This window comes from Mesorhizobium sp. WSM4808 (assembly GCF_055811675.1).
In genome coordinates this window covers 224,499-248,415 of the sequence record NZ_JBVVQX010000011.1, presented here as the reverse complement: position 1 = coordinate 248,415, position 23,917 = coordinate 224,499, and the positions used below count along the sequence as shown (strand labels likewise).

Here is a 23,917-nt window from a genome sequence, read left to right as displayed (position 1 = left end):
GGGGGGGGGGGGGGGGGGTGGGCCGCCGCAAGCACAAGCTAATATATGACCGGCTTTAATGCCTATGGTGTGATCGCGGAATCGCTTGACGGGCAGTCTAGGCCATCGGGACTAATTGCTGCGCTTTCATTCTGCCAGTAGCTTGTAGGTCTGGTCATTTAGCCACCTTTGTGCCCAGATTGGTCGGCACGCTCACCGTCACCGGTGCTTGGTAGTTGATCGTGCCGACCTCCCTTTTTGCTACGTGGAATCGATGCCCCTGTGGCAACCGAAGAAATTGGCGAACGCGCCGCATTGAAGCTAGTCCGAGCGCTGGCGAAGGCCATTATTGAGACCGTGGAGCGTTTGACGCGAAAATAGTTGTGCCGGATAATAACGGGCGATTGTACGTTTCCGACAATCCACAATCCAGAACTATTAGACACAGTCAAAATATCGCAGTATAGCGGCCGATTCCGCGAGGCTTTTAGCGGCTTTAAAGCCCGCTATCGCCCCTTGATGGTGGGCTATTTCTTAGCAGACCAAAGTCTTATTCTTGAAATCCAATGGTCTGATACATGCATTTCACTCCCTTTACGTTCATTGGATGTTCTATTAGTTTAGAAAATACTTATATAACATTGGGCGACAGACGAAATAGGCCCGCCACTGAGGACACAACTACAGCGGCGGGCCTTGCTTTTGAGGCTTGGCCGGGGTTGGAAGCCAAGCTGCAAACCCAACTTCGATTTCAGAAACAGGTTCCAGCCTTATGAAAAGATTTAACGCTTGCCGGCTTTTGCAGGTAGGCCCGCCGCTGAGGTCACAGCGACGGGCCCTGCACCAGAGCTTGGACTTGAGGGAGGGAGTGTTCTCACACCATGCAAATTCCGAACTTCGCTTGCGGATGCATGTTCCTCACGTCGGTTCGAAAAGGGATTGTCGTGGTCATCGATTTCGGTTGTGACACCCGAGCCCGCCGGCAGCATCATGCAGGCGGCAGGCCCAATGAAGAGCTCGCGACGGGGAGCGGCCGGTCGTTGCAGCCCGGGCGCGTTTCACTCCTCCCGGAATGCTCGCTGGATCTGATCGGCCAGGGGCTTGACGAGATAGGACAGCATCGTGCGGCTGCTGGTCGAGAAGAACACCTCGACCGGCATGCCGGGCGCCAGGGTCAGTCTTTTGAGTCTGGCAAGTTCCGTGCGCGGCAAAACGATATGCACGGTGTAATAACCGGCGCCGGTGCGCTCGTCGGTGCTGAGATCGGCGGAGATCTTGCTGACGGTTCCGTTGAGTTCAGGCGTTGTGCGCTGATTGAAGGCCGAAAGCCGCAGCGTCGCCTCCTGCCCCTGTTTCAGCTGATCGATGTCCTGTGGCGCGACACGGGCTTCGACGGTCAGTTGGTCCGCGACCGGCACGATGAGCATGACCGGTTCGCCCGCAGTGATGACACCCCCAATCGTATGTACGGCAAGCTGAAGGACGACGCCGGCCTGCGGGCTGCGAATGTCGATGCGCTTGAGCTGGTCTTCGGCCGATACCTTGCGTTCGACGAGTTCCGAGAGTTTTGCCTGGACCTCACGCAGTTCGGTGGCGACTTCGCTGCGCAGATCCTGATCGATCTGGATGATTTGCAGGCGGATTTCCGACGTGTGGCCTTTCGACTGCGCTATCGCGGCGGTCAGCTGCCCATGTTCAGCCTCCAGCCGCACGGCCTCGCGCTCGAGAGCGGTGATGCGATCGATCGAGACCAGCTTGCGCTGCCATAGTGTGCGCATGCCCGCGAGCTCGGTTCCGATCAGCTTGATTTCCTGGCTCTTGGCGTCCTTTTGCTCGGTCAGGCCGGAGACTTCTTCGGCGAGCTGGGAGATACGTTCCGCCAACTGCGCCTTCTGGCCAGCGCGTGCCTGCCGGCGGAACTCGAAGAGCGACTGCTCTCCGGCCATTGTGCCGCTGACATCCGGATCGTCCCGCCGAGACATCAGCGACGGCGGAAAACCGATGGCGTCCGCACCGTCGCGCTCGGCCTTGAGACGTGCCAGGCGGGCATCGAGTTCATCCGCGCTCTTGGTGACAATGGCCAGATTGGCGCGGGTGACGGTTTCATCGAGATGAATCAAAACCTGTCCCGCTTGCACGGCATCGCCTTCGCGCACGAAGATCTGGCCGACCACGCCGCCGGTTGGATGCTGCACCTTTTTGACGCTGGAATCGACAACCAGCTTTCCCGAGGCAATGACTGCGCCGGAGAGGTCGGTCACCGCTGCAAGGCTGCCCGCTCCACCGACCAGAAGGATGGAGGTCGCAACGCCGCCGAGCAGATAACGTCGAATGGTCCGATCGATCACCGATGTCGCCCTCTCCGCCATCAGAGCGCCGCCTCTTCAGGACTTGAGACAACTTTTAACGGAACACTGATGGGGCGGGTCACCTTGGTCATGATCTCATTCTTCGGGCCAAAGGCCTGGATACTGCCGTTCGTCATGACAAGGATCTGGTCAAGGCTTTGCAATGCACTCGGGCGATGCGCCACCACGATGGCCATGCCGCCTCTGTCGCGCACGCCCTGGATCGCCGCCGTCAAGGCGGCTTCGCCGTCGGCATCGAGATTGGAATTCGGCTCGTCGAGTATGACAAGAAACGGATCGCCATAGAGAGCACGCGCCAAGGCGACCCTCTGTCGCTGGCCCGCCGAAAGCGCCGACCCGGCCTCGCCGATACGCGTTTCATAACCTTCAGGCAGGTGAACCACCAGATCATGAACACCGGCGGCGCGCGCGGCGGCCAGTATCTTGTCCGAGGGGGGCTGGGGTTCGAAGCGAGCTATGTTCTCGGCAATGGTGCCATCGAACAACTCGACATCCTGCGGCAGATAACCGACATGCTTGCCGAGTTCTTCCGACGACCACTGGTCGAGCGTCGCACCGTCGAGCCTGACGGTACCGCGCACTGGCAGCCAGACACCGGCGATCGCTCTGACGAGCGAGGATTTTCCCGAAGCGCTCGGACCGATGATGCCGAGGCCGGCGCCCTTCTGCAGCACGAAGCCCGCATCCTGGACGACAAGGCGACGCTCGCCCGGCGGCGCCACACTGATGCCCTCTACCGAGAGGCGAAACGACGGTGGCGGAAGCGAGACACTTGTTGCTGCCTCGGGCAGCAGCCCCAGAAGCTGAGTCAGGCGCGCCCAGGCCTGTCGGGCGCTGACGAAGCTCTTCCAATGCGCGATCGCGAGTTCGATCGGTGCCAGCGCTCGGCTCATCATGATCGAGCTGGCGATCATGATGCCGCCCGTCGCCTCCTGATGGATGACGAGCCAGGCGCCGATCGCCAGGATGCCGGATTGAAGCATCATGCGCACGACTTTCGATGTCGTTCCGAGCGTCCCCGCCAAATCGCTCGCCTTGGCATTGGTGCTGAGATAGTCGGCGTTGATGCCTGACCAGCGCTCGGCGATGCGTGGGCCAAAACCCATTGCCTGAAGCACCTCGACATTGCGGCGCGTCGCCTCCGCCAGCGTGTTGCGCGCAGCGGCCTGCGTGTTGGCACGTTTCGCGGGCTGCCTGGTGCGCACCTCCGCAAGCAAGGTCAGGCCAAACAGAATGACGGCGCCGAGCAGCGCGGTCATGCCGATCCAGAAATGGAACAGGAAACAGATTGCGAGGTAAAGCGGCATCCAAGGCAGGTCGAACAGCGCGGTCGGCCCAGCGCTCGACAGGAACGACCGGACCTGATCGAGGTCCCGCAATGATTGCAAGCCATCGCCGGTGAGCTTCGTGCGCAACGGCAGACGCATCAGTGCGATGTAGACCTGCCCGCTGAGCCGCGCATCGAGCGCCATGCCGATACGCACCAGCAGCCGCGATCGGATCAGTTCGAGGACGCCCTGAAAGACGAACAGCGTGCCCGCAAACACGCAAAGGCCGACCAACGTCGGCACGCTGCGGCCGGGAATGACGCGATCGTAGACCTGCAGCATGAAGAACGAGCCGGTCAGCGCCAGGACGTTGACGACCCCGCTCATCAAGGCGATGCCGACGAATGCCCGGCGAAAGGAAGCGAATATCGCCGTGAGCGTCGTTCGCGGCGGCTCAGATGGATGGATGTGAGACATCTTCCTTCACCTCGGGTCCAGCGCGGGCGTAAGCGGCAATGAACGCGTCCAAGACCGGTTGGCGAAGGGTGTCGGTTTCACTCCATCTTTCAGCATGGCACCTAGATGAACCAATCATTCAGCGCGTAGGCATGGACATAGTCGACGTGCATTTCAGAAGGGGTGGCAAGCCCGTCGGCGGGCGCTCCCGCCATGCCGCCGACAGCCTGGTCGACCAGCATATACATTGGCTTGTGCATGTCGGCAGGCGTTGGTGCGCGGGCAACTTCGACATCGTCGAAATACCAGACCAGCTCGCTTGGGGTCCAAAGCACCCCATATTTGTGGAACCCTTCGGTATCCGCTGCATATACGGTCGAGGTCACTTTCGTATGCGACCCCGTCGCATTCGAGTGGCTGGTCAGGGTGAGCTTGTTGGGATCCTGGCCGACCATCTCCACGGCGTCCAGTTCCGGCGGCCAGGAGCCATCCGCCGGAAGAAGCCAGAAGGCCGGCCATGCACCCTGCTTTTCGGGCATGTCGGCTCGAATTTCGAAATAACCGTAGGTCTGTGCGAAGGAATGGTAGGTCGTCAACAGACCTGACGTGTAATCATAGTTGTTTATGTAGGGCTTGATCGCGTCGGGAGCCCGGGCGGCCGTAATGGTGAGAACACCGTCCTGGACGCTGAACGGGTTGACCGAACTCGTGGGGGCGTAGCTGGTGTCGATATACCACTGAAGCTCGCTGTTGGTGGTGAGCGTGCTGCCGTTCGGAGCACCCCACCAGAAGTTCGTATCCCAGGTCCCGCCAGAACCGCTGTGCAGGTTCAACGTATTGAACTCGTCCGAGAAGGTGAGCGTCAGATGCGACTTGTCCAGGGCGAGATCGAACTGGTTGGCGCTGAACTGGTCGATGGTCTTGTTGGCGAAGACGAGAAACTCGGTTGGCGACAGGGTGAGTCGGACGTTCGATCCCGACTGCACCATGTTGGCATGCACCTGGTCGAAGGAGGTGAAGCCGTAGCCTCCGACGCGCACGGTGTCGTCGGCGCCGAAGTCGAGAATGAGGTCGCTGCCATTGCCCGTTTTGACGACAAAAATGTCAGCGCCGGAGCCACCCTTGAGAACATCGTCGCCTTTCAAGCCGTCGAGCGTCTGCTGGCCGGAACCGCCGACGATGATATTGTTCAGAGCGTTTCCGAAGGCATATTGTTTATCGCCCGTGACAGTCAGATTCTCAAAATTCGCCGGCAGCCTGTAGCTCATCCAGGTCGAGATCGTATCGATGCCCTCGTTGGGCAGCTCCACCGCTTTGTTTTTCGCGGAGTACAGGTAGTAAATATCGTCGCCCTTGCCGCCATACATCGTGACGCTGACGCTGCCGTCGCCATACAGCGAATCGTTATAGATGCTGCCGTAGAGGGCCGGGCCCGAATTCGTTGCCGAGTACCACTTTGCGGAGGACCCACTATAGGGGAGCGGAACACCCTTGGCGTTGGTTACGGTGGCCATTTTACTCACAGCTCCGTTGGTTTGTTCCAAGCCCTAACACGATGGAAGGCAAAAGGAGCCGATACGTTTTGTCTTCCAACGTGGGAGGGTTACCAAAGAGTAAATGCGGAGGGTCCGGGCGCGTCCGTCAGGCCGTCAGTGGGGAACTTGAGACTGTTTTCGACGGCGCACTCAAACCACAATGAAGGCGTCCGAAAGGGGCGGCGAACTTGCGCCAGCAACGCCGGCGTTAGCGGGCCGCCGGCGATGGAGGCCGCTCCGGGTTGACGGTTGCACACCGTCTCGCAGGGCGCAGGCGGCCCTAGCTGCCGAAACACTGGCGTCATCCCTCGCAGTTCAGAGCCCAAGGGTCTGGCCTGTTTCCATCTGAAGGAAATCTGCCGACGAATTCCGGAACACCGCGTCTTGGAACGCGTCGACGGCAGAGCCGTGGGTGACATCGACCAGCACGGCCGCTGCGGCTTCAACCTTGTCGGCCGCTTCGTCAACCTTGTTGAAACGCATCAGCATTCGATCGTGGAGCATCGACAACCGCGTGGCGTGATAAAGCACGCTGCGCTTGTGGTAATCCGAGTCCAGCGGCTCAAACAGTATTGTCATGACGGCAACTCCTCGCCATTTCATGTCCATTCGGGGTGATTTGGAGGCCGCCCACGTATAGATATTGGTCTGGCGCTCCCGGGGCCTCCGTCACGCGCTGTTGAGCTGCCCGGATCCTGCAGCACAGGGCGATATTCACCACGCCATTTTTCCTGTCCGTTCCTTCCTCTGCGCGCTTCAACGATTTCTCGGCGCGTTTGACGCGCAACCTTGAACTGCCAAGTTCGAAATCAAGAATTTCAGCCATCGTTCCGCTTCCTATGCGGTTGCGGTCCCTCGGCTGATAATTACGGCTGTTCTGTTTGGTTCCGGCCAATCGCGACTCGGCTCCAGATTTTACAGGAGCCAGGCCGATCTGGCCCTGCCGATTTAAATCTCTCCGGCAATGGGCTTGAGCGCATCTTCTGTCGCAGGCTCCAGCGGGACGTCGGCGACGTTCCGGAGCATCAAAGCGGCGCGCCGAAGGACGATCTGAAATCCGCCCCGTTCGAGGTCTTGCCGGAGATTGCCAGTGACATAGTTCGCCTGCGCCAAATGGCCGACCTTGTGGTCGTGTGCGGTGGCGATGGTTCGGTGTCGGCGGCGGCGATGGCTGTAGTGGAAAGCCGCCTGAGCGTGGCGGCATGTAAGTCCGCGTCATGTCCAGGGGCGCGATCTAGGCAGATACGGCCGAGACGGTATCTCGCTCGCGGAGATACGATGTCGCGCGCTATGGTACTTCGCTTACCCAAACGGATATGACTCTTGGGATCTGATTCCCCTGCGATAGTCCCGCCAGTCCAGAATGAGGCGGGCCACCATGACTTCTTGGCTCCAATGACTGAGTACCCGCGCCTTGCCTACAGCATGAAAGCCGTTCGCAAGGCAGGCGACCGGCTGGCAAAACCTATTCAGTTCGGACGAGACATCACTGTCGGCCAGTATGTGGACGCACTCGAAATCTTTTCAATCGCCAATAGCTGGCGCGACTCGCACTTTCTGCCGATGCGCAGCGTTCGGTTCTCTGTCCGACATCACATAAGAGCCCTGCGACTGGAGGGCGACATGGCATCCCGGCCAAAGCGCATGGCATCCATTCGTCGGAAGCTTCGAGAGTCCACCACCAATTTGGACACCATGAACGACATCTGCGGTTGCCGAGCGATCATGGCCGATATCAAAGGTGTTCGCTCGCTTCTCGCATCGATGCGAGACAAGTTCCCCCATGAGATCCACTCTAGGGAGTTTAACTATATCGATGAGCCGAAGCCGGACGGGTATCGAAGTCACCATATTGTTTTCAAATACCGATCCCGAGATGCCGACACCGAGGCTTTCGATGGACGACGCATCGAGTTGCAAGTTCGTACCAAGCTTCAGCACTCATGGGCAACTGCGGTTGAGGCTGTCGGGCTATTCCGGGGCCAGGATTTGAAGCACGGAGAGGGCGACCAAGATTGGCTTCGCCTTTTCCAGCTTATGTCGGCGGAATTCGCGCACGTTGAGCAGTGCCCCGTTCATGTAAGTGTTCCGGATCACAATGACCGGGTTCGAGAATTGCGGGATCTCAACAAGCGTATAGATGCGATCGGCATACTAGAAAAAATCAATAATACTACCCGCTGCCAAGAGAATTTTATACAGAAAGCGGAAGAAACTAGATACTTTTTGCTTCAATATGGGAAAGATCATAAACTGACTATCGATAATTTCGAGTCAATTATATCAGGCGCACGGAAATTGAAAGAGATCGAGCAAAAAATCGAGCTAAGGGGCAGTGAGGTGAAGGCTGTCTTGGTCGAGGTGGATAAGAAAGAAAAGCTTGCTGAAATGTATCCGAACTACTTCGGAGACGTTTACTTATTTTCTCGTAATCTGAAATCCATCTGCTCGGGAAAAGCGGCTACCGAATACAGTTAGCCTGCACTGGGCCGGCTTAAGCGGCGTCGCTTCCGTATGAAGTAACCCGAGCGTTTGCCGACGATACCATCAAGGCTGCGACCGGCCCACGCATCGTCGTTCATGCCAGGGGCTGCGCGTGAATTATGGCGGAAGCCATATTCGGAGAGGTAGCGGTGCAGATGCTTTCTGCGCAGGGCTGATAGGTGCCACGCATGCCACGCTTGAATATGCTGATGCGCCGGGTATTTTGGCAGTGTTTACTCAGCCGCCGGGGCAGGTCATTCCGATCTTGGGGTGACATCGAGCGATCGCGGCAGTCTGGCGAGTGCGGAGCGTTTCGTCGATCTTGCGCACGTGAGCGGAACCGATGACCGTGACAAATTCACCGTTTAATCGAGCATGGCCTCGACGGTGGCGACAAAGTCGTCGAGCGAGCGATCCCCGCGAATCTCGATGCGTGGGAGGTCGATGGGATCGCAATTAAGGTCCGCCGGCCCGTGTCTGCTGCCGAAGCCGATCCGATAGCCGGACTCCTTGGCCAGTCTGCCGAGCCGTCGGTCGGTGACAGAGAAGGGTGCCGCGAACGCCGAGGTTGGCCGACCGGTCCAATGTTCGATGAACATACGAGAGCGCAGCAGTTCGGCGGCCAAGTCAGAACTCGACAGACCATCGATCGCGCGATGCGTCGCGAGATGGCTTCCGAAGAACGCACCTTCGGCGGCGAGCCGCCGCACCGTCCCGGCATCCATAAGCTGCGTCGGCGGACCGTTTTCGGAATCCCACTGCGCGCTTTCACCCACCAGATCAGTCACCAGGAACACTTCCGCTGTCAGGTCGTTCGCGCGCAAGGTTGGCCAGGCATGGTCGGCAAAATTCTGGAAGCCGTCATCGAAGGTGATGAGCACTGGGCGGCCAGCGAAAGGCTGACGGTTGGCGATGGACCGTTCCAGTTGCTCGGACGTGGTCGCGTGAAAGCCATTGGCGCGCAGCCATGCCATCTGGCTGGCGAATGCGGCGGGCGTTAGCCGAAAACGGGCGAGGGCGGCCGGACCTTCTTCGGCGACGCTGTGGTACATGAGGACAGGGATACGTGGCCGCCGCTCGCTGCGCGCGACGTCGCGGCGCAAGGCCCGCGCCCCGCCCCAGACGATATTTCGGGCGACCCCGAGTCCGATAGGCGCGCGGATCGGCGCATGATCAATCCTCGGTTCCGTCACCACATCGTCCGGTGACAGGCGGCGGAATCGGTCTATGCGATAGAGCTCGGTCTGGATCGACTGCTCGAGGACGAGACCTTCGGTCGCTGCAAGCGCCTCTGAGATCGCTTGTGCCCCGAATGTGTTCCAGTCGAAGCCCGTCCTTTCAACATTGTCACGCAGCACGAATGCGTGGGCGCTGATGAAACTGCCGCCAGGCGCCAACGCCTCTGCGAATTTTTTGGCAATGCGCCGCAACTCGGCGAGATCATCCAGATAGTAGAGCACTTCCGAACAGAAGATCAGATCCATCTCACCCGGCAGCGTGTCGGCGGAGAAATCCAGTACGCCGAATTCAATATTCGGCTGATCGCTGCATCGCGCGCGGGCCCGTCCGACGGCTATGGCGGAGATGTCGGTTGCGGTCAGATGGCCCACTCGCGGCGCCAGCTGCCGCGTGAAGTGGCCTTCCGCGCAGGCGAGCTCAAGCGCCCGTCCGATGGGACCCGCAGGCAGAATCTCGAGCTGCCGCTCATATTTTTCCTGCTCATAGGACGAACCGTAGTTCCAGGGATCCTCGGTCGCGAAATAGCCATTCCAGAACGACGTGCGATCCTTGTCGTGCCTGTGCCGTGCGCGGCGCGGCGCCGCGGGAGGCTCCGCTGGTTCGGCGCTCGACCGGGCCAATTCCCGCGCTTGCGCAGCCAATCGCGCGAGTTTGCCGAAGTGGCTGTCCGGATCAGGCCCGCGTTCGGCTGTGCCTGACAATGCCCCGGCTGGAAGCGTGTTCGGAGTGTTGGCGCCAGCCTCTTTTTGCGGTGCGAAATTCCGGATCAGTTCAATCCAATGATCCCTTGTCACTGTCCCGAGCACGCCGAATTGTACGACGGCCTCGATGTGGCCATCCATCATCAGGTAGGCATAGATTTGGTCGATTCCTTCCGGCAGTTCGGTCGAGGTCGGATTTCGAGCGTCGACGCGGATTCCAAGTGTTCGCGCCAGCCTGCGCGGCGCGCCAAGATCGTCGGCGTCGAGAAGCATTTGCTCAAGCTGATACTGGATGCGGCGAGCCGCCGCGGGATTGGCCCAGACCTTGCCGAGTTCGGTAATCAATTCGGTGATGGCGCCGCCGAACCTTCCCCACCTGGCAGCCAGTTGCGCCGGCACAGACAGGCTTCCCACCGCAAGGCCGTTGACGGCTACCTTGGCGATCTCACTCGCCCACTTGCGTCCGGCCGGAAGCGCGCGCAGGGACTGCGGGTTGATCGAGCCCGAGCCGCCGCCGCAATCCGACGCGGCGCTCCAAAATGCGAACCACGCGAGTGCTTCGGAAGCGGTGCGGCCATCCGCCGAGTTCGCTCCGTTGGCGTGGATAGTCACCGGGTGTTTGACTCTGGAGTCGGCAGAGAAGCCACGGGCGATCACGATTTCCGCGTCGGCCAGCATCTGAGATGAATTGCGGGTGAGCGAGTTGGAGCTAGCCCGGTAAAAGGCGAGCGGCTCGTCGACCATTACCCAATTTCTGCCGAGACGGGCGAGGCGCTGCCACAGATCCCAGTCCTCGCATGTGCGCAGCGACACATCGAAACCGCCTAACTCGACGATTGTCTCCCGGTCGACCAGCAGCGCGTGAGTGGCGATGGCACACCGGCGGGCAAATGTTTCAAAGGGCTGGACCGCAACCTCTGACGAGACGCTCAACGGAATAAGTTCGCCATCGGGCGTCACGCACTGAGAGCCGCAATAGGCGGCCACTGAATCGGGCGCGGCCTCCAGTGCGGCTAGCATTTTCGCGAGGAAGCTGGCGTCTACCCAATCGTGTGCATCCAGAAACATGAGCCAGTGGCCGCGCGCCGCCGAAATCCCGCTATTGCGCGCGCCGGCGGGGCCATGCGCGCAAGAACTCAACGTCCGAAATCGGGCATCTTGCTCCACATAACCGGCAATGATCGCGGGGGTGCGGTCCGCGGAGGCGTCGTCGACGATGATCGCCTCCCAATCCACGATTTCCTGATCGAGGAGGCAATCGAGTGCGCGCGCCAGCGTTACCTCTGCGTTGTGCGCAGGAACCACGACTGAAACCAATGGATTATGCGCCATGCCGTCTTACCCACGCCTGGTTCGAAGGTGCAAGAGTCCCAAGACATAGCCGGCGATTTCCCGCCAAAGGAAACGGTCATCGAGGATGCTGCGTCCAAACAGTCTCCCGTGACCTCTTCCGAGCCGTCGCGCCTCCATTTGGCTGCAGGGCGAGCTTGCTCCTGTCCTGCTAGCGACGTTAGAAGCCTGGCGCAGCATTTCATCCGTGCCGCCGAGATCGGGCGCCGGCTGTCGCAGATGCACGTCAAAACCAACATGCCGCATACTCATGTCCCTGAAATCGGCACCATGACCACAAGCTGCGGTCCCTGGCACTTGGCTATGGCAAACTGGCGTCCTTTGCAATCGACGACGCAACAATGCAAGCCCACTGAAGCTTTGGTTGAATGACTGCCAGCTATTGGGGCCTATTGCTCTCTCCTATCGACCGAAACACCGCGATTCCGGGCTGCATTCTCGATCGGCGATTCCTCGTGTGAAAAGAAGATTCTCCTTCTACTGTTGAGCTCGCGCCGGAAGCTGATGGTGGCAGTATATAGCGGAGCGAGAGGCAATATGCTGCCCGCTGGAACAGCTATTTTAGCAATTTCTAATAAAAAATTGTTACTTAATTCCATCTAAATAGATATACATAATGCCATTGTATCACTCGGCTTCATAGTAGATTTCGCCCGATAACCAATTAGGTTAAATGGCTATGGTTGCTATCACAGGGAGGGCGAGAGCAACACCTAGCGGTACTGGTGCTTTTTCTGCCAGTCCAAGAGGTGTAAAAAGAGCACCCAAATTGGCTTGCGCCAAGAAGATTCCGGCTTGCAGGTCGCGGATTTTGCTGGCATCTTCATCTGTTTATGGGTCTCTGCACTGTGGCAGGTGTTCAAATAGAGGGGTATAAGGATGGCCAAGGAATCTTCGAGTACTTCGAGTGCCGTTTCCTCCGCAAACAAGGCGGACGCAAATTTGATTGGTAATGCAGACGGAAGCGGGCTGAACTTCATGGCGGCCCAGGTTCGCGAAAACGGGGGCGCCGGCGACGCCGTAGGTGTCGACAAGATACGCGATCTGCTGTTCGGCAACCAGATGCAGGACTATGACCGCCGTTTTTCCAAGCTTGAAGAACGGGTGTTGCAACGCTTCAAGGATGTCGAATCCGAAGCCAAGCGCAATCTTGAGATGTACGAGTCAAATGCAAAGAAGCAGATCGATTCGCTCGCGGCGCAATTGCGGAACGAAAAAGACTCACGAGCCGATGCCGACAAGGAGATTGACCGGAATCTTCGCGAGCAAAACCAGGCACTTGAAAAGCAGGTGCGTGCGTTGTCGGATCAATTGAGCGCGCTTGAGCGGGACGTTTCGGACCGGATAAATCGAAACGATCATTTGCTGCGTGAGGAAATCAAGCAGAAGAATGAAGGCGTTCAGATGCTGATTGAGAAAATGTTTGCCGATCTCAGCAACGTTAAGACCGACCGAAATCTTTTGGCTGGCCTGTTTGTAGAGGTTGCGAAATGTCTGAATCAGGATCCCGTCGGCAGCAAGGGCAACTCGGATCGTAGCTGGAAAGTGAGTTGATGGGACCTTGACGTCAACCGTCGACCCAATCAGTCTTCCACAAAGAACAGCCTCGAACGATACAGAAATTGATCGCGAGGCTCTGGCTCGTCTTTTGGTCGAAATTGCCCGGAACGTTGATCCGGACTATCGTGCGCGTTTCGACGGAGTCCCAACCGCCGATCCTCGCATGGAAACGCTGCGCCAGTTGCTGGTCAGCCGCGAAATTTCGGAGCTTTCACGAGTTACGCATCTGCTGGACGAACCCGAGCAGCTTGCGGCAGCAGTGGGCGACATTCTTCCCAGTGCGGCCGCGCGAGCGCCTCATGCGCAGCTCGGCGAGGCGCTTGCGCCTGCTGTCGAAAGGGCTGTGCAACGGTCAATCCAGAAGAGCCCGCGCACACTGACGGATATATTATACCCGGTGTTTCTGCCGGCAATTCGCAAGTCGATCGGGGAAAAGATCGACCAGACCTTTCAGTCGCTGAACGAAACTCTAAGACATATATTTACCTGGCATGGGCTCAAGTGGAGATTTGAATCTTGGAGGACAGGAGCAAGCTTTTCGGAAGTTGTTCTTAAGCACTCTCTTGTTTATCGTATAGAGCATGCCTTTCTCATTCACCGCAATTCCGGTCTTTTGATAGCGCATGTAACCGCCGATAATGCAACGAGCGAAGATCCTCAACTCATCTCTTCGATGCTTAGTGCAATTCAGGATTTTGTGAAGGACTCATTTAACGAGAAAGAGCAGAGCGGCCTGGACACAATTCGTTTTGGCGACCTTCGTCTCTGGTCAGAAGTTGGACCGTTTGCGACCCTGGTTTCGGTGATCCGGGGAAATCCGCCAGAGGGATTGCATGAAATACTTCGCGATGTATTGCTTCGCATCCATGAGGAATCCTCACAGGCTTTAGAGCAGTTTGACGGCGACGGTTCGCAGTTGGCTAGCGTAGAGGCGCAGTTGCAGACCTGCGTCGAGCTCAAGCAGGAGGAATCAAACGAGGGATTTCCGTGGCTGGTGGCGGCCGTTGCCCTGCTGCTTTTGAGTCTGGCAGGCGGTTGGTACTTTCTTTCCTGGCAATCAGCGCAGCGCTGGCAAGCTTATGTATCGCGCTGGCAGGCTTACGTGTCGCGACTGGAGGCCCAGCCGGGCATCATCGTTGCCGAACAACAGGCGCGCGACGGCCAATTCTATATTGCCGGCCTGAGAGACCCGCTTGCCGCCGACCCGCAGACCCTGTTGTCTGGAACTGAGGTCGATCCCGCCCAGGTTCATTCGCAGTGGCAATTCTATCAGAGCCTTGAACCGGAGTTCGTGCTGAAGCGGCTGAAGGCGTCGCTGGCTCCGCCGGATTCAGTACGACTATCAATCGACAATGAGCGCATCGTTGCCGAGGGTGAGGCCCCCGACACCTGGATAGATCGGGCGCGTGCAGCGGCCCGACAGCTTTCGGCAGGCGGACCGGAATTCGACATCTCCAAGGTTCGTGACGTAAGCCCCGAAGTACTCGAGGCGGAGCGCTGGCAGGCCTACGTGTCGCGACTGGAGGCACAGCCGGGCATCATCGTTGCACAACAAAAAATACGCGATGGCAGATTCTATATTGCCGGCCTGAGAGACCCGCTTGCCGACGACCCGCAGTCGCTGTTGTCTGGAACGCAGGTCGATCCCGCCCGGGTCCATTCACAGTGGCAATTCTATCAGAGCCTTGAGCCGGAGTTCGTGTTGAAACGGCTGACGGCGTCGCTGTATCCACCAGATACAGTACGACTTTCGATCGTCAATAATCGCATCATTGCCGAGGGCGAAGCTCCCGACACCTGGATAGATCGGGCGCGCGCAGCGGCCCGACAGCTTTCGGCAGGCGGACCGGAATTCGACATTTCCAAGGTTCGTGATGTCAGTCCCGAAGCACGCGCGGCGGAGCACTGGCAGTATTATGTGTCGCGACTTGAGGCCCAACCGGGAATTATCGTCGCCCAACAATCGACCAGGGGTGGACATTTCTATATTTCCGGCCTGCGAGACCCGCTTGCCGCCGACCCGCAAGCTCTGCTGTCCGGAACGGAGGTCGATCCTGCCCGCGTTCATTCACAGTGGCAATTCTACCAGAGCCTTGATCCGAAGTTTGTGGTGAAGCGGCTGACGGCGTCGCTGACGCCGCCGAAATCGGTCCGACTTTCGATCATCCAGGGTCGCATCGTTGTCGTGGGCGAGGCTCCTGCCGCCTGGATCAACCGGGCGCAGGCCGCCGCTGAACAACTTTCGGCGGACGGAGTGGTTCTGGATGTCTCGCAGCTGCGTGAACTGGACCTTGCAGAGCTCAATCATTTGAGAGAGGCCATCCAGACGACCGATATTTTCTTCTCTTCCGGCAAAGTTGTGCCGGGACCAGAGCAGACGCCGGTTCTCGACAGATTGGCGGATCAAATAAAGGAATTCGCCCAAAATGCCCGCAAGTCGGGCGTAACTGCGCGGTTCATGTTGACCGGCCATTCGGACACCACGGGCCGTGAGACGGCCAACGCGTCGATCAGCGCCGCCCGCGCCGAGACAGTTCGTGCGCTTCTCAACAAGCGCGGCGTCGCCCCGGAACTGCTGCTGGTTCGGGGCGCGGGTACCTTTGAACCGGCGGTGCCTGAAAATAGTCAGGCTGGTAGCTCCACCAATCGCCGGGTTTCCGTTACGGTAAACCTGGACTAGGGCGGAGCCCAAGATGTTGCAAAAAAAGATCTGTATGCTGGGCGGGTTCTCTGTCGGAAAGACGAGCCTGGTTCGCAGGTTTGTGAAAAGCATCTTTTCAGAAACCTACTTGACCACGGTGGGAGTGAAGATCGACAAAAAGAGTGTCGAACTCCCGGACAAAACAGTGGATCTGATTTTATGGGATTTGGCCGGCGAAGATGATATCGGCTCATTCCGCGTCAGCCATGTGCGAGGTGCGACAGGCCTCGTGCTTGTCGTCGATGGAACCCGCGCCGCTACCCTTACCGCCGCGCTCACGCTGCGCGAGCGGGTCGAGGCTGAATTCGGTGCTATGCCGTTCGTATTGCTTTTCAACAAATCTGATCTGGCCGATCGGTGGGTAATACCGGATAGAGAAATCGACGAACTGAGGCAACGCGGATGGCAGGTCTATCTGACAAGTGCGCTCTCGGGTGAGCATGTCGATGATGCGTTTCTTAAACTCGCTTCGATGGTCACCAAATAGACCATGCAAAGATTGCCAAGAGAGATCGGAAACTGGATTTACGATTTCTTCTACAACGAGCGTGCTATTGCGTATGTGAAAATTGACGCCCAGCTGCGGACAGCGGCGAAGGGCGGTAACGTTAAACATTACGGGCTCTCATCCCTTCGCATCGGTAAGCCTGTTGCCGATCAGCTTGAATTCATGGAAGGTTTGCTGCCTTGCCCGGAGCTTCCATTTCATATGCCTATGGTCGAACTGCCCAGCGGGCGTGTCGCGGACCTTCATCTTTTTGCTGATGATGACTGCGTGTGGCTGCTCTTTCTTGATGCCACTGCCGAACGCGACAACAAGCAGCGGCTTCAACAGAAGGCTTATGAAATGACTCTTCTGCAAGAGAGGGAGCGCCAACTCAACGAGAAGTTACATTCGGCCAATGAGGCGTTGAGGAAGAGTCAGGAGGGATTGTCGCGTGAATACCAGCGCGCCGAATCCCTGCTCCTCAACATTCTTCCGGCGTCGATCGCGGAGCGGTTGAAAGCGCACAAGAAAATTGCAGACAACCACGCAGAGGTGAGTGTGCTTTTTGCCGATATCGTCGGTTTTACGGAAAGAGCGCGCAGCGTCGGAGCGGTGACGACGCTCGCTATCTTGAATTACTTCTTCAAGGCGGCGGATCGGCTCTCGGAACGGCACGGCTGCGAAAAGATCAAGACAATCGGCGATTGTGTGATGGTGGTCGCGGGCCTGCCCACCGCGCGATCCGATCATGCACAAGCCCTCGCGCACTACGCAGTTGAACTGCGCAAGGCGGTCAAACGCGAGAGCTTCGCAGGAGAACCGATAAGACTGAGAATTGGAATTCACTCGGGACCGATCGTCGCTGGCGTCATAGGCAAAAGACGGTTCGCCTATGACTTGTGGGGCGAGACCGTTAATCTCGCCTCGCGTATTCAAACGTCCGCGGAGCCCAGTGAAATCCGTATTTCCGATGCAACGCGCCAACTGCTGGGACCAAAATTTGCTTGTGATCCACTTGAGGAAACGGAATTGCGTGGTGCAGGTCGTGTACGAATGTGGCGGCTCCCAGCCTGATTGTCGCTTGCCGGCGCTGGAGCGCACTGCATCTCAAGCCGCAAATTATTAACGTGAAGATTTGATCAAACGGGACCTCATTGGGCGACTTGCGACACAGCTGACATCAGTTCCTTCGGGTTGGGCGCCCCAAACATGTATCGCCCCCCCTCCGGAACCTCCGTGAAACTCCAGCGGACAATTCCCTGCCTGTCCAGCAGGAATTGACCGACCAATTGTCCGTGTCCTGTTGCGATCATCTGTTCGTCGGCTTCGGTCACTTCGTAAGGGTCCTTCCTATCGAGGATTTCGCTCGCTGCAAAAGGATCCATGGGACCGGGCAACTCGCCTGGTATGTCGACCCGCATATCCTTTGCTGCTGCCATCGAGACCTTGTACGGCCAGTTCGTCTCGTTTTGGGTGAATTCGAGATTGGGTAGTCCAAAAGCACGATGTGAAGCGCGTTCAGGGTCGGAGGCCGCAAGCAGGTTCGGCATCGGGTGGTAGCGGAAATAGAGACGCGCTCGTTCGATCGGCGTGTTGACCACCGTCAGGCTCTCCACGCCCCTTTCACGCAGCTCCGGATCAAGCCGCGCCTGGGCGGCGATGTGGCGCCGGCAGAAGGCACAATGCAGACCTCGAAACAGGCCGACCAGCACTGGTTTTTGCCCGCGAAAGTCATCGAGCGCGATCTTGCCTTCCTGGGTAATGGCGTCAAGCACCAGGTTCGGCGCACGGTCGCCCGGTTGAAGCGGTACCAAGTCACTAGGCGCGGACATTTCCAACCCCTAACCCCGGCTAGTCGAGAAAAGGCAGCACCACAAGCGCTTCCGGGTCGAGCCCGTGCTGGGCGCATATACCCTGCGCCAGGGAAAAGTAGCGTTCGGCCTCGGCCAGATTGTCGAGGTCCAGATTAAGCGTTGCGAGACCATCATAGCACGGAAAGAGCAGTTGGGGCTCGCCCATTTCGCGGGCGACGTCCAGTGCTTCGTGGAACAGGCCAACCGCCAGTTCAGGACGGCCATTGCACTGGTGGATCTGCCCAAGCACGATCAACGGCACCGGCAGGTGCTCGCGCTGGTCGAGCGCCCGGTCGATCTCGATAGCCTTCTCGGCGGCAGGCACGCCCTCCGTTGGACAGCGATCCGTGAAAGTACAACAAGCGACCGCCAGATTGGCGAGGAGGCGGGCCTGGAAACCCAGATCACCAATATGGCGCGCCACGTCCAGACCGCGCCGACAGACCTCCATCGCCTTTGCCGGATCGATAGTCGTGTAAAGCACGCCGAGATTGGTGTAGCCGCGGCAGGCCGCACCCAGCAGACCGGCGGCTTCGGCCAATTCAATGCTGCGCTCGACCTGGCCAACGGCTTCACGGTTTCGTCCGAGGCGAGCCAGCGCAACAGCCTTGGTATTAAGTGCCTCGGCGGTCACAAGAGTGGCATCGCGTCCTACGTCGGAAACATGCTCCGTCGTCAAAGTGCGTACGCAATCCAGCGCCGCGTCCGCCCATTTTGCCGCGAGGGAGTGATCTCCGCTCCGGAACGCCTGTCGGCCACGTTCTTGCCAGAGATGCGCCTGCTCGATCGGGGCATCCGCTCCATCGAGGAGCGCTGCCGCTTCAGCATAGCGGGATTCTGCGTTGTCCCGCTTGCCGACGTCCCAGAGCAGCCGACCGACCTTACGCAAAACGCGCGCCGAAGCGACACGATCTGCCGACTGGCGGTATGCCAGCAACACCGCCTCGTAGTGGTGGTGCGCGACCTGGCGGCGGCCTGCCGGGCCGCTCAGATCGGCAATGCGCTCTGCAATTGCCAGCTTGAGCGGTGTTTGCCCGATCGCACCCAATGCGGTCAGTGCTCGCTCATAGAAACGAAGGGCGTCATCGTTGGCGTATATCATGCGAGCGCGATCACCCGCCGCCTGCAGGCAATGCGCGCCCCTTTCCCGCTCGGCGCTCTGTGCGAAATGATGACCGAGCACCGCCAAATCCTCGAGCCGTTCCGGCTTGTCGCCGTACAGTTGCTCCAAGGCAGCACCGACCCGCCCGTGGATGTCGGTCCGGCGTTGCAGGAGCAGATTCTGGTAGATCACGTCCTGCAGCAATGTTTGCGTAAAGCGGTAGCTTTGCGACGAGCCCGAGCCAGATCCGGCAACTTCCTCGATGATTTCCGCATCGCAAAGCAGTTCGCAGCCGGCTTCTAGCCGGCCGGGGTCGGATGTAACGGTTTTCAGAAGGGTGGCATCGAAGCGCGGGCCAATTACCGCGGCTTCCTGGGCCAACCGGCGCACCTCTTGGGGCAACCGGTCGACCCGAGCAAGCAACATTGCCTGGATCGTGGCGGGAATGCCGGTTGCGACTTCGCCTGCCACAGTCCGCCATCGCTGGCCCTCGCGCATCAATACACCGCGATCGATAAGGCCGCGAACGATCTCCTCTAAAAAAAGCGGGTTGCCGCCCGAGCGCTCGAGGATCTGGCCGAGAAGCCCTCCTGCGGAGTTTACCCAGCTCTCGCCGAAAAGCGCCGCCAGCAGACTGCGTCCGTCATCATTGTTGAGCGGCGAAAGCCTGAGCGCCGTGTGACTGACCCGATTTGAATCGAGTTGGTCGTTGTCCGGCGCTGGACGATGCGTGACCAGCAACATCAACCGTGTGCGTTCCAACCTGTCCATCACGAAACGCAGTGCCTCAAGTGACACGGCGTCGGCCCAGTGCAGGTCTTCCACGACAATCAACAGCGGCGACAACGCAAGCCGCCGTTCGATGATTGTGCGGACTGCGTAAAGAATTTGCCGCCGCAGCTGCTCGGGCTCGACATGCTGCAAGGTGGCATCGGGGTCGCCAAGGCCAAGCACATGGTAAAGCAAAGGCATCAGTCGCTTTGCCTCTTCGCCCTGCAGGCCGAGATCGGTAAGCAAGGCTGCGAGCTTCCCCCGTATTTCATCCCCATTGTCGTTCTGCATCATCCCCGCAGCGCTGCGCACAACTGCGTCCAAGGCGCCAAATGATTGTTCGCCCAGCGGTGAGCACGCGGCCTGCCGCACGGCGACGTTGCGAAAACGATCCTCGTCGCCGACGCGGGCGACGAACTCCTTCACCAGCCGCGACTTCCCGATACCGGCTTCTCCGACGAGGCGGACAAGTTGGGCCGAGCCGCCGCACGCCTGGTCAAGGCTCGCCAACATTCTATGAAGCTCCGCACCGCGACCAATCATCGGCGCGCTGAGGCCGAGCGCCTCGAGCCCACGTGCTGCACGCGGGGCCGCAAGCGGTGCATCCAGTCGATGGACGAGCACGCTGCCGGCCTTGCCGCGAAGCACGACATCGCCCAGCGACTCGTAAGAAAAGGCATGCCGGGTCAGCCTGTGAGTGAGTTCGCCTACCAGCACCTCACCCGGTGCGGCCAGCGATTGCAGGCGCTGCGCCGTATTCACGGTGTCGCCGGTCACCGAATAGGATTTGGCGGTGCCGATGCCCAATCCGCCAGTAACCACCGGACCGGTGTTTATGCCGATGTGGAGTAACAGAGGCGAGCCGGAGTGGGGGGTGCCTTCACCGAGCCGCGCCGTCCGGGCGATCATGTCGAGAGCGGCGCAAAGCGCACGTTCCGGGTCGTCTTCATGCGCCACCGGCGCACCGAACAAAGCGAGCAGCGCATCGCCGATGAATTTGTCGACGAAACCGCCAAAGTTCCGCACGGCCGCCGTCAATTCCTTGAACAGCGCGTTCTGCAGAGCTTGCATCACCTCGGGGTCGAGTTGTTCGCTGAGTGTCGTGAAGCCGCAAAGGTCGGCGAACAGGACCGTTACCGTCCGGCGATCGGCGTCAGAGACGGGATGCAGCCCATAGCTTTCGATGTTCGTAGGCAGCGACAGGATTCGAGAAGGCGGCACGATGGTCCCGCTTGGTTTCGGAACAGACCGTTCGGCGGCTTTTGCGGACGCACCAAGGCTTGCCCCACATTTCGGACAGAACTCGAAATCAGGTGCGCAGGGGTAGCCGCAGCTGGCGCATGGCACAGGCTGGCGCCTGCCACACTTCGGACAGAAGGCGTAACCGCCCTCAATCTCGAAACCGCAGCCCGAGCAGTCCATGGAAACCTCACCCGAGCATGATGCCGAAAAGTGTGAAGCGGTTTTCGGACCACATCCTGCTCTGTCTCTTTGACCTAGAGATGGATTCAGATTTCAGGTCGATTCGGCCTGCAATCATCCGGCTCTTGGGGCCATGACTCGTGATCTCGCCACGCCCTTCACGGCCAGGGTATTCACAATGATGAACCGATAGCCGTCAACCGGCAAGCGGCAGCAAATGGGCATCCGTGGGTCCGGTGGCGGAGCGTTGCCGATTCGGACGGCTGCTTGGCCGTCGTTGCGAAGTTCTCTCTTAGCCCTCCGTCTTCCTGCTATCATGGAGATGAGGAGACGGACCTTGAGCGAGAATCGCAGACTAGTCGCAATTCTGGCGGCAGATGTGGTTGGATACAGCCGGTCGCCAGCGCGGACGAAGATTCGCCTCACGTCTGGAGGGCGTCGCGGCGCCCGGCGCCATCTGCCTGTCCGAGGACGCCTATCGCCAGGTCAAGGCGAGGCTCGACCTCTCGGTCAGCGATCTCGGCACGCGTGGGCGGCATGGCAGGAACTGCTCGCGTCAATCCTGACTATTCGCTGGAATACCGTCGCAAGGTCTTGCCTTACAAGAACCATGCCGATTTCGAACTCATGATCGACGGGCTCCGCAAGGTCGGAATAGTGCAATGACAAATGAGGGCATGCGGTCGGATCAGAGGCCAAAGGCTCGGCCGATCTTGCGCCATCGGGCGTTTTCACGAACCAGTTTCAGGTCGTCGGTCGTCTCGGCAAAGGTGTGCGAACGGTAGTGCCCGAGCAGGTCAGGAAACAGCCTCCCTGCCGGCAGGCCGGCAACCTGTTCGCGGACCGACATTTTTTCATCGATGACCCGGGTGCCCCAGGCATTTTCCCGAACCTGCAACTCGGCAGCCAGACCGCGCTCTTCCGGCGCGGTTTCATCCAGCGCAGCCAGCAGGATCGAGTGGAAAAGCGCTACATAACCGATCTGCCTCAGCCCGCCCACCACCCGCACGCGAGGCAATATGGCAAGAACGAGGAACGTCAAGAACAAGTTCGGCAGCAGCACGCCGTCCAGCAGCGCCTGCTTGAGATGCGCCCGCTCGAACGGGATGGAAAGACCATTCGGCCTTTCAGGCTCGATCAGGTGCCCGTTCTCGAAAACAAGCTTGCGCACGCGCTCCTCGCGAATGCCCCAGAAATAGGCCGTGGCATTGGGCAGGAATCTGCCAAATGGGCCCGATTCGGTCTCTTGCAGGGTACGTTCGAGACGCTGACGCCTTGCGGGCTCAAGGAGCAGCTTGGAAAGAAGGCTGCCGTCATGGTCCAGATGCCGCGCCACGACGGAAGCCGCGAGCCGGTCATCGATGAACACCGGCCGAGCCATGCCAGAACGATCCCAATCGGCGACCAGATCCTCGTTGAGGTCTGTCAGTGCATCGGCGGCGGTTCCAAACACCTTGTCCTGGCTGGCGAGCAGTGTGCCCAGCCAGCGGCTGGCATCCGTTTCGTCGCCCACCGCTTCGAGCGCCCGCTTGTTGAGGGTGACCGGGCCGGCCGCGCAGGCGCTTTTGCGGCATAGTTTGTGGCGCCCCATGCCAAACAAGTTGACCTTGTCGTCGCCGACATCGAGCCATCCCGGCCCCTCCCGGCCAACTGTCTCCATGGTCATCGTCGTTCCCATGAAGCCGACGAACGCCGACAGCCCGTTTTCGACCGCGCCGAGCCAGGCAAACAGGAGGGCATCGAAGGTGATCCTGTCCATCAGCAGCAGGCAGTGGAGGCCGGACTGAATCACCGGTCTGTGGTCGAATTCTTCAAGGGCCTTGCCGACCTCTTCAGGCTGCATGATCAAATCAAGGCGCTGATGCAGTACATCAAGCAGGATCGAACGGGCAGCGATCGCCGGACCCGAAGCAGGCCTTGCCACCGGCCGCCACAGATGGCGGGCGTATTCGGAAACCGGTGCATTCCAGTTCTGCTCGATGTCACGCACGACTTCCGGGCAGAGCAGTGACAGCACTGCCAGAACATCCACCGGAGCCTTAAGGGTCGGATCAAAGTCCCTGGTCATCAGAACCGCAGCCGGGCCATGCTCAGAAGGTCGTGATACCGTCCTTCGGTAAAGCCGGCCTTCACATGCCGGCCTTCGACCTCGAAGCCGTGGCTTGTGTAGAGGCGGATGGCCGGTTCATTGTCGGCATAGACGGTCAATTCGACTCGCTTCAGGGCGCGCCAGTTGTCGGCCACGTCAAGCAGCGCGCCAAGTATGGCAGAGCCGATACCCTTGCCGACAAAGCCATCGTCAAGGCCGATATTGATCTCGCCGATGTGCGAACGGCGCGGCGAACCCTGCACGACAAGGCTGCCATGGCCGACGACCTTGCCGTCCAGCTCGGCAACGATCCAGGTGGTTTCCTGGCCGGACTTGGTGATACGCCGTTCTACCTGCTCCACCATCTCGAATGGCACCCTGAGCGTGCCCCAGCGGAAGCCCGGCATGTTGAAGATGGCGCAAAGCGCCTCCGCATCGCTTGGCCGAATGGCCCGGAGTTGCGGCTGGATTTTCTTTGGGAATGGCGAGGTCGTGCTGGTCATGGCTTTCCCGGCAAAGGCAATAGGCCCGGCACGATGCACCGGACATCA

General features: G+C 59.3%; 16 protein-coding genes and 1 pseudogene. 6 read left to right on the top strand and 11 right to left on the bottom strand.

Annotated features, from left to right (window positions below):
• Window positions 1-1,037: 1,037 nt before the first annotated feature.
• The 5 genes from AC0L2U_RS21170 to AC0L2U_RS21150 all read right to left on the bottom strand — a co-directional run bounded on the left by AC0L2U_RS21170 (window position 1,038) and on the right by AC0L2U_RS21150 (window position 6,433).
• Entirely contained in the window at window positions 1,038-2,348 is a 1,311-nt protein-coding gene (locus AC0L2U_RS21170) for an HlyD family type I secretion periplasmic adaptor subunit (protein WP_127811239.1), read from the bottom strand.
• A complete protein-coding gene (locus tag AC0L2U_RS21165; RefSeq protein WP_127811238.1) occupies window positions 2,348-4,093 on the bottom strand; it encodes a type I secretion system permease/ATPase in 1,746 nt (581 codons plus the stop codon). The genes AC0L2U_RS21170 and AC0L2U_RS21165 overlap by 1 nt, the downstream gene beginning before the upstream one ends.
• A gap of 101 nt (window positions 4,094-4,194) precedes the next feature.
• Window positions 4,195-5,586 carry an endo-1,3-1,4-beta-glycanase EglC gene (eglC, locus tag AC0L2U_RS21160; protein ID WP_292678486.1) on the bottom strand — a complete coding sequence of 464 codons (1,392 nt, stop codon included), beginning with the start codon at window positions 5,584-5,586 and terminating at the stop codon, window positions 4,195-4,197.
• Window positions 5,587-5,922: 336 nt separating this feature from the next.
• On the bottom strand, window positions 5,923-6,186 hold the full coding sequence (locus AC0L2U_RS21155) for a hypothetical protein (RefSeq protein WP_127396655.1): 264 nt from the start codon (window positions 6,184-6,186) through the stop codon (window positions 5,923-5,925).
• Window positions 6,170-6,433 (bottom strand): hypothetical protein, encoded by a 264-nt coding sequence (locus AC0L2U_RS21150; protein ID WP_127396654.1) that lies wholly within the window; start codon window positions 6,431-6,433, stop codon window positions 6,170-6,172. The genes AC0L2U_RS21155 and AC0L2U_RS21150 overlap by 17 nt, the downstream gene beginning before the upstream one ends.
• A gap of 569 nt (window positions 6,434-7,002) precedes the next feature.
• On the opposite strand from AC0L2U_RS21150, the gene AC0L2U_RS21145 reads away from it, so the two are divergent.
• Complete coding sequence (locus tag AC0L2U_RS21145; RefSeq protein ID WP_292699561.1) at window positions 7,003-8,085, top strand: RelA/SpoT domain-containing protein; 1,083 nt, start codon at window positions 7,003-7,005, stop codon at window positions 8,083-8,085.
• Here the strand turns inward: AC0L2U_RS21145 and AC0L2U_RS21140 are convergent.
• Together AC0L2U_RS21140 and AC0L2U_RS21135 are read right to left on the bottom strand one after the other, a co-directional pair.
• Window positions 8,082-8,299, bottom strand: a pseudogene (locus AC0L2U_RS21140) (IS1595 family transposase); the annotation flags it as partial. The gene AC0L2U_RS21145 and the pseudogene AC0L2U_RS21140 overlap by 4 nt on opposite strands.
• A 157-nt stretch (window positions 8,300-8,456) precedes the next feature.
• The gene (locus AC0L2U_RS21135) at window positions 8,457-11,363 is read right to left on the bottom strand and encodes a trifunctional glycosyltransferase/class I SAM-dependent methyltransferase/polysaccharide deacetylase (protein ID WP_473602612.1); all 2,907 of its coding nucleotides are present in this window, start codon (window positions 11,361-11,363) and stop codon (window positions 8,457-8,459) included.
• 897 nt (window positions 11,364-12,260) lie between these two features.
• On the opposite strand from AC0L2U_RS21135, the gene AC0L2U_RS21130 reads away from it, so the two are divergent.
• Genes AC0L2U_RS21130 through AC0L2U_RS21115 form a run of 4 tightly spaced genes read left to right on the top strand, consistent with a single transcriptional unit; the run spans window position 12,261 to window position 17,203 of the window.
• On the top strand, window positions 12,261-12,935 hold the full coding sequence (locus AC0L2U_RS21130) for a coiled-coil domain-containing protein (protein WP_031212622.1): 675 nt from the start codon (window positions 12,261-12,263) through the stop codon (window positions 12,933-12,935).
• Between the two features lie 7 nt (window positions 12,936-12,942).
• Entirely contained in the window at window positions 12,943-15,621 is a 2,679-nt protein-coding gene (locus tag AC0L2U_RS21125; protein WP_292678497.1) for an OmpA family protein, read from the top strand.
• Window positions 15,622-15,634: 13 nt separating this feature from the next.
• Window positions 15,635-16,129: a Rab family GTPase gene (locus tag AC0L2U_RS21120; protein WP_128287413.1), complete on the top strand. Its 495-nt coding sequence runs from the start codon at window positions 15,635-15,637 to the stop codon at window positions 16,127-16,129.
• Window positions 16,130-16,132: 3 nt separating this feature from the next.
• Complete coding sequence (locus AC0L2U_RS21115) at window positions 16,133-17,203, top strand: adenylate/guanylate cyclase domain-containing protein (protein WP_127811232.1); 1,071 nt, start codon at window positions 16,133-16,135, stop codon at window positions 17,201-17,203.
• A 77-nt stretch (window positions 17,204-17,280) separates the two neighbouring features.
• Here AC0L2U_RS21115 and AC0L2U_RS21110 read toward each other — a convergent pair whose 3' ends face one another.
• Both AC0L2U_RS21110 and AC0L2U_RS21105 read right to left on the bottom strand, forming a co-directional pair.
• Window positions 17,281-17,961 carry a redoxin domain-containing protein gene (locus AC0L2U_RS21110; protein WP_127380484.1) on the bottom strand — a complete coding sequence of 227 codons (681 nt, stop codon included), beginning with the start codon at window positions 17,959-17,961 and terminating at the stop codon, window positions 17,281-17,283.
• Window positions 17,962-17,980: 19 nt separating this feature from the next.
• Entirely contained in the window at window positions 17,981-21,277 is a 3,297-nt protein-coding gene (locus AC0L2U_RS21105; protein WP_128287412.1) for an adenylate/guanylate cyclase domain-containing protein, read from the bottom strand.
• A 383-nt stretch (window positions 21,278-21,660) separates the two neighbouring features.
• On the opposite strand from AC0L2U_RS21105, the gene AC0L2U_RS21100 reads away from it, so the two are divergent.
• Window positions 21,661-21,843 (top strand): hypothetical protein, encoded by a 183-nt coding sequence (locus tag AC0L2U_RS21100; protein ID WP_164895538.1) that lies wholly within the window; start codon window positions 21,661-21,663, stop codon window positions 21,841-21,843.
• A gap of 122 nt (window positions 21,844-21,965) precedes the next feature.
• Here the strand turns inward: AC0L2U_RS21100 and AC0L2U_RS21095 are convergent, their stop codons facing one another.
• Entirely contained in the window at window positions 21,966-23,345 is a 1,380-nt protein-coding gene (locus AC0L2U_RS21095) for a hypothetical protein (protein ID WP_128287411.1), read from the bottom strand.
• Window positions 23,345-23,869 carry a GNAT family N-acetyltransferase gene (locus AC0L2U_RS21090; protein ID WP_127398873.1) on the bottom strand — a complete coding sequence of 175 codons (525 nt, stop codon included), beginning with the start codon at window positions 23,867-23,869 and terminating at the stop codon, window positions 23,345-23,347. The genes AC0L2U_RS21095 and AC0L2U_RS21090 overlap by 1 nt, the downstream gene beginning before the upstream one ends.
• Window positions 23,870-23,917 lie beyond the last annotated feature (48 nt).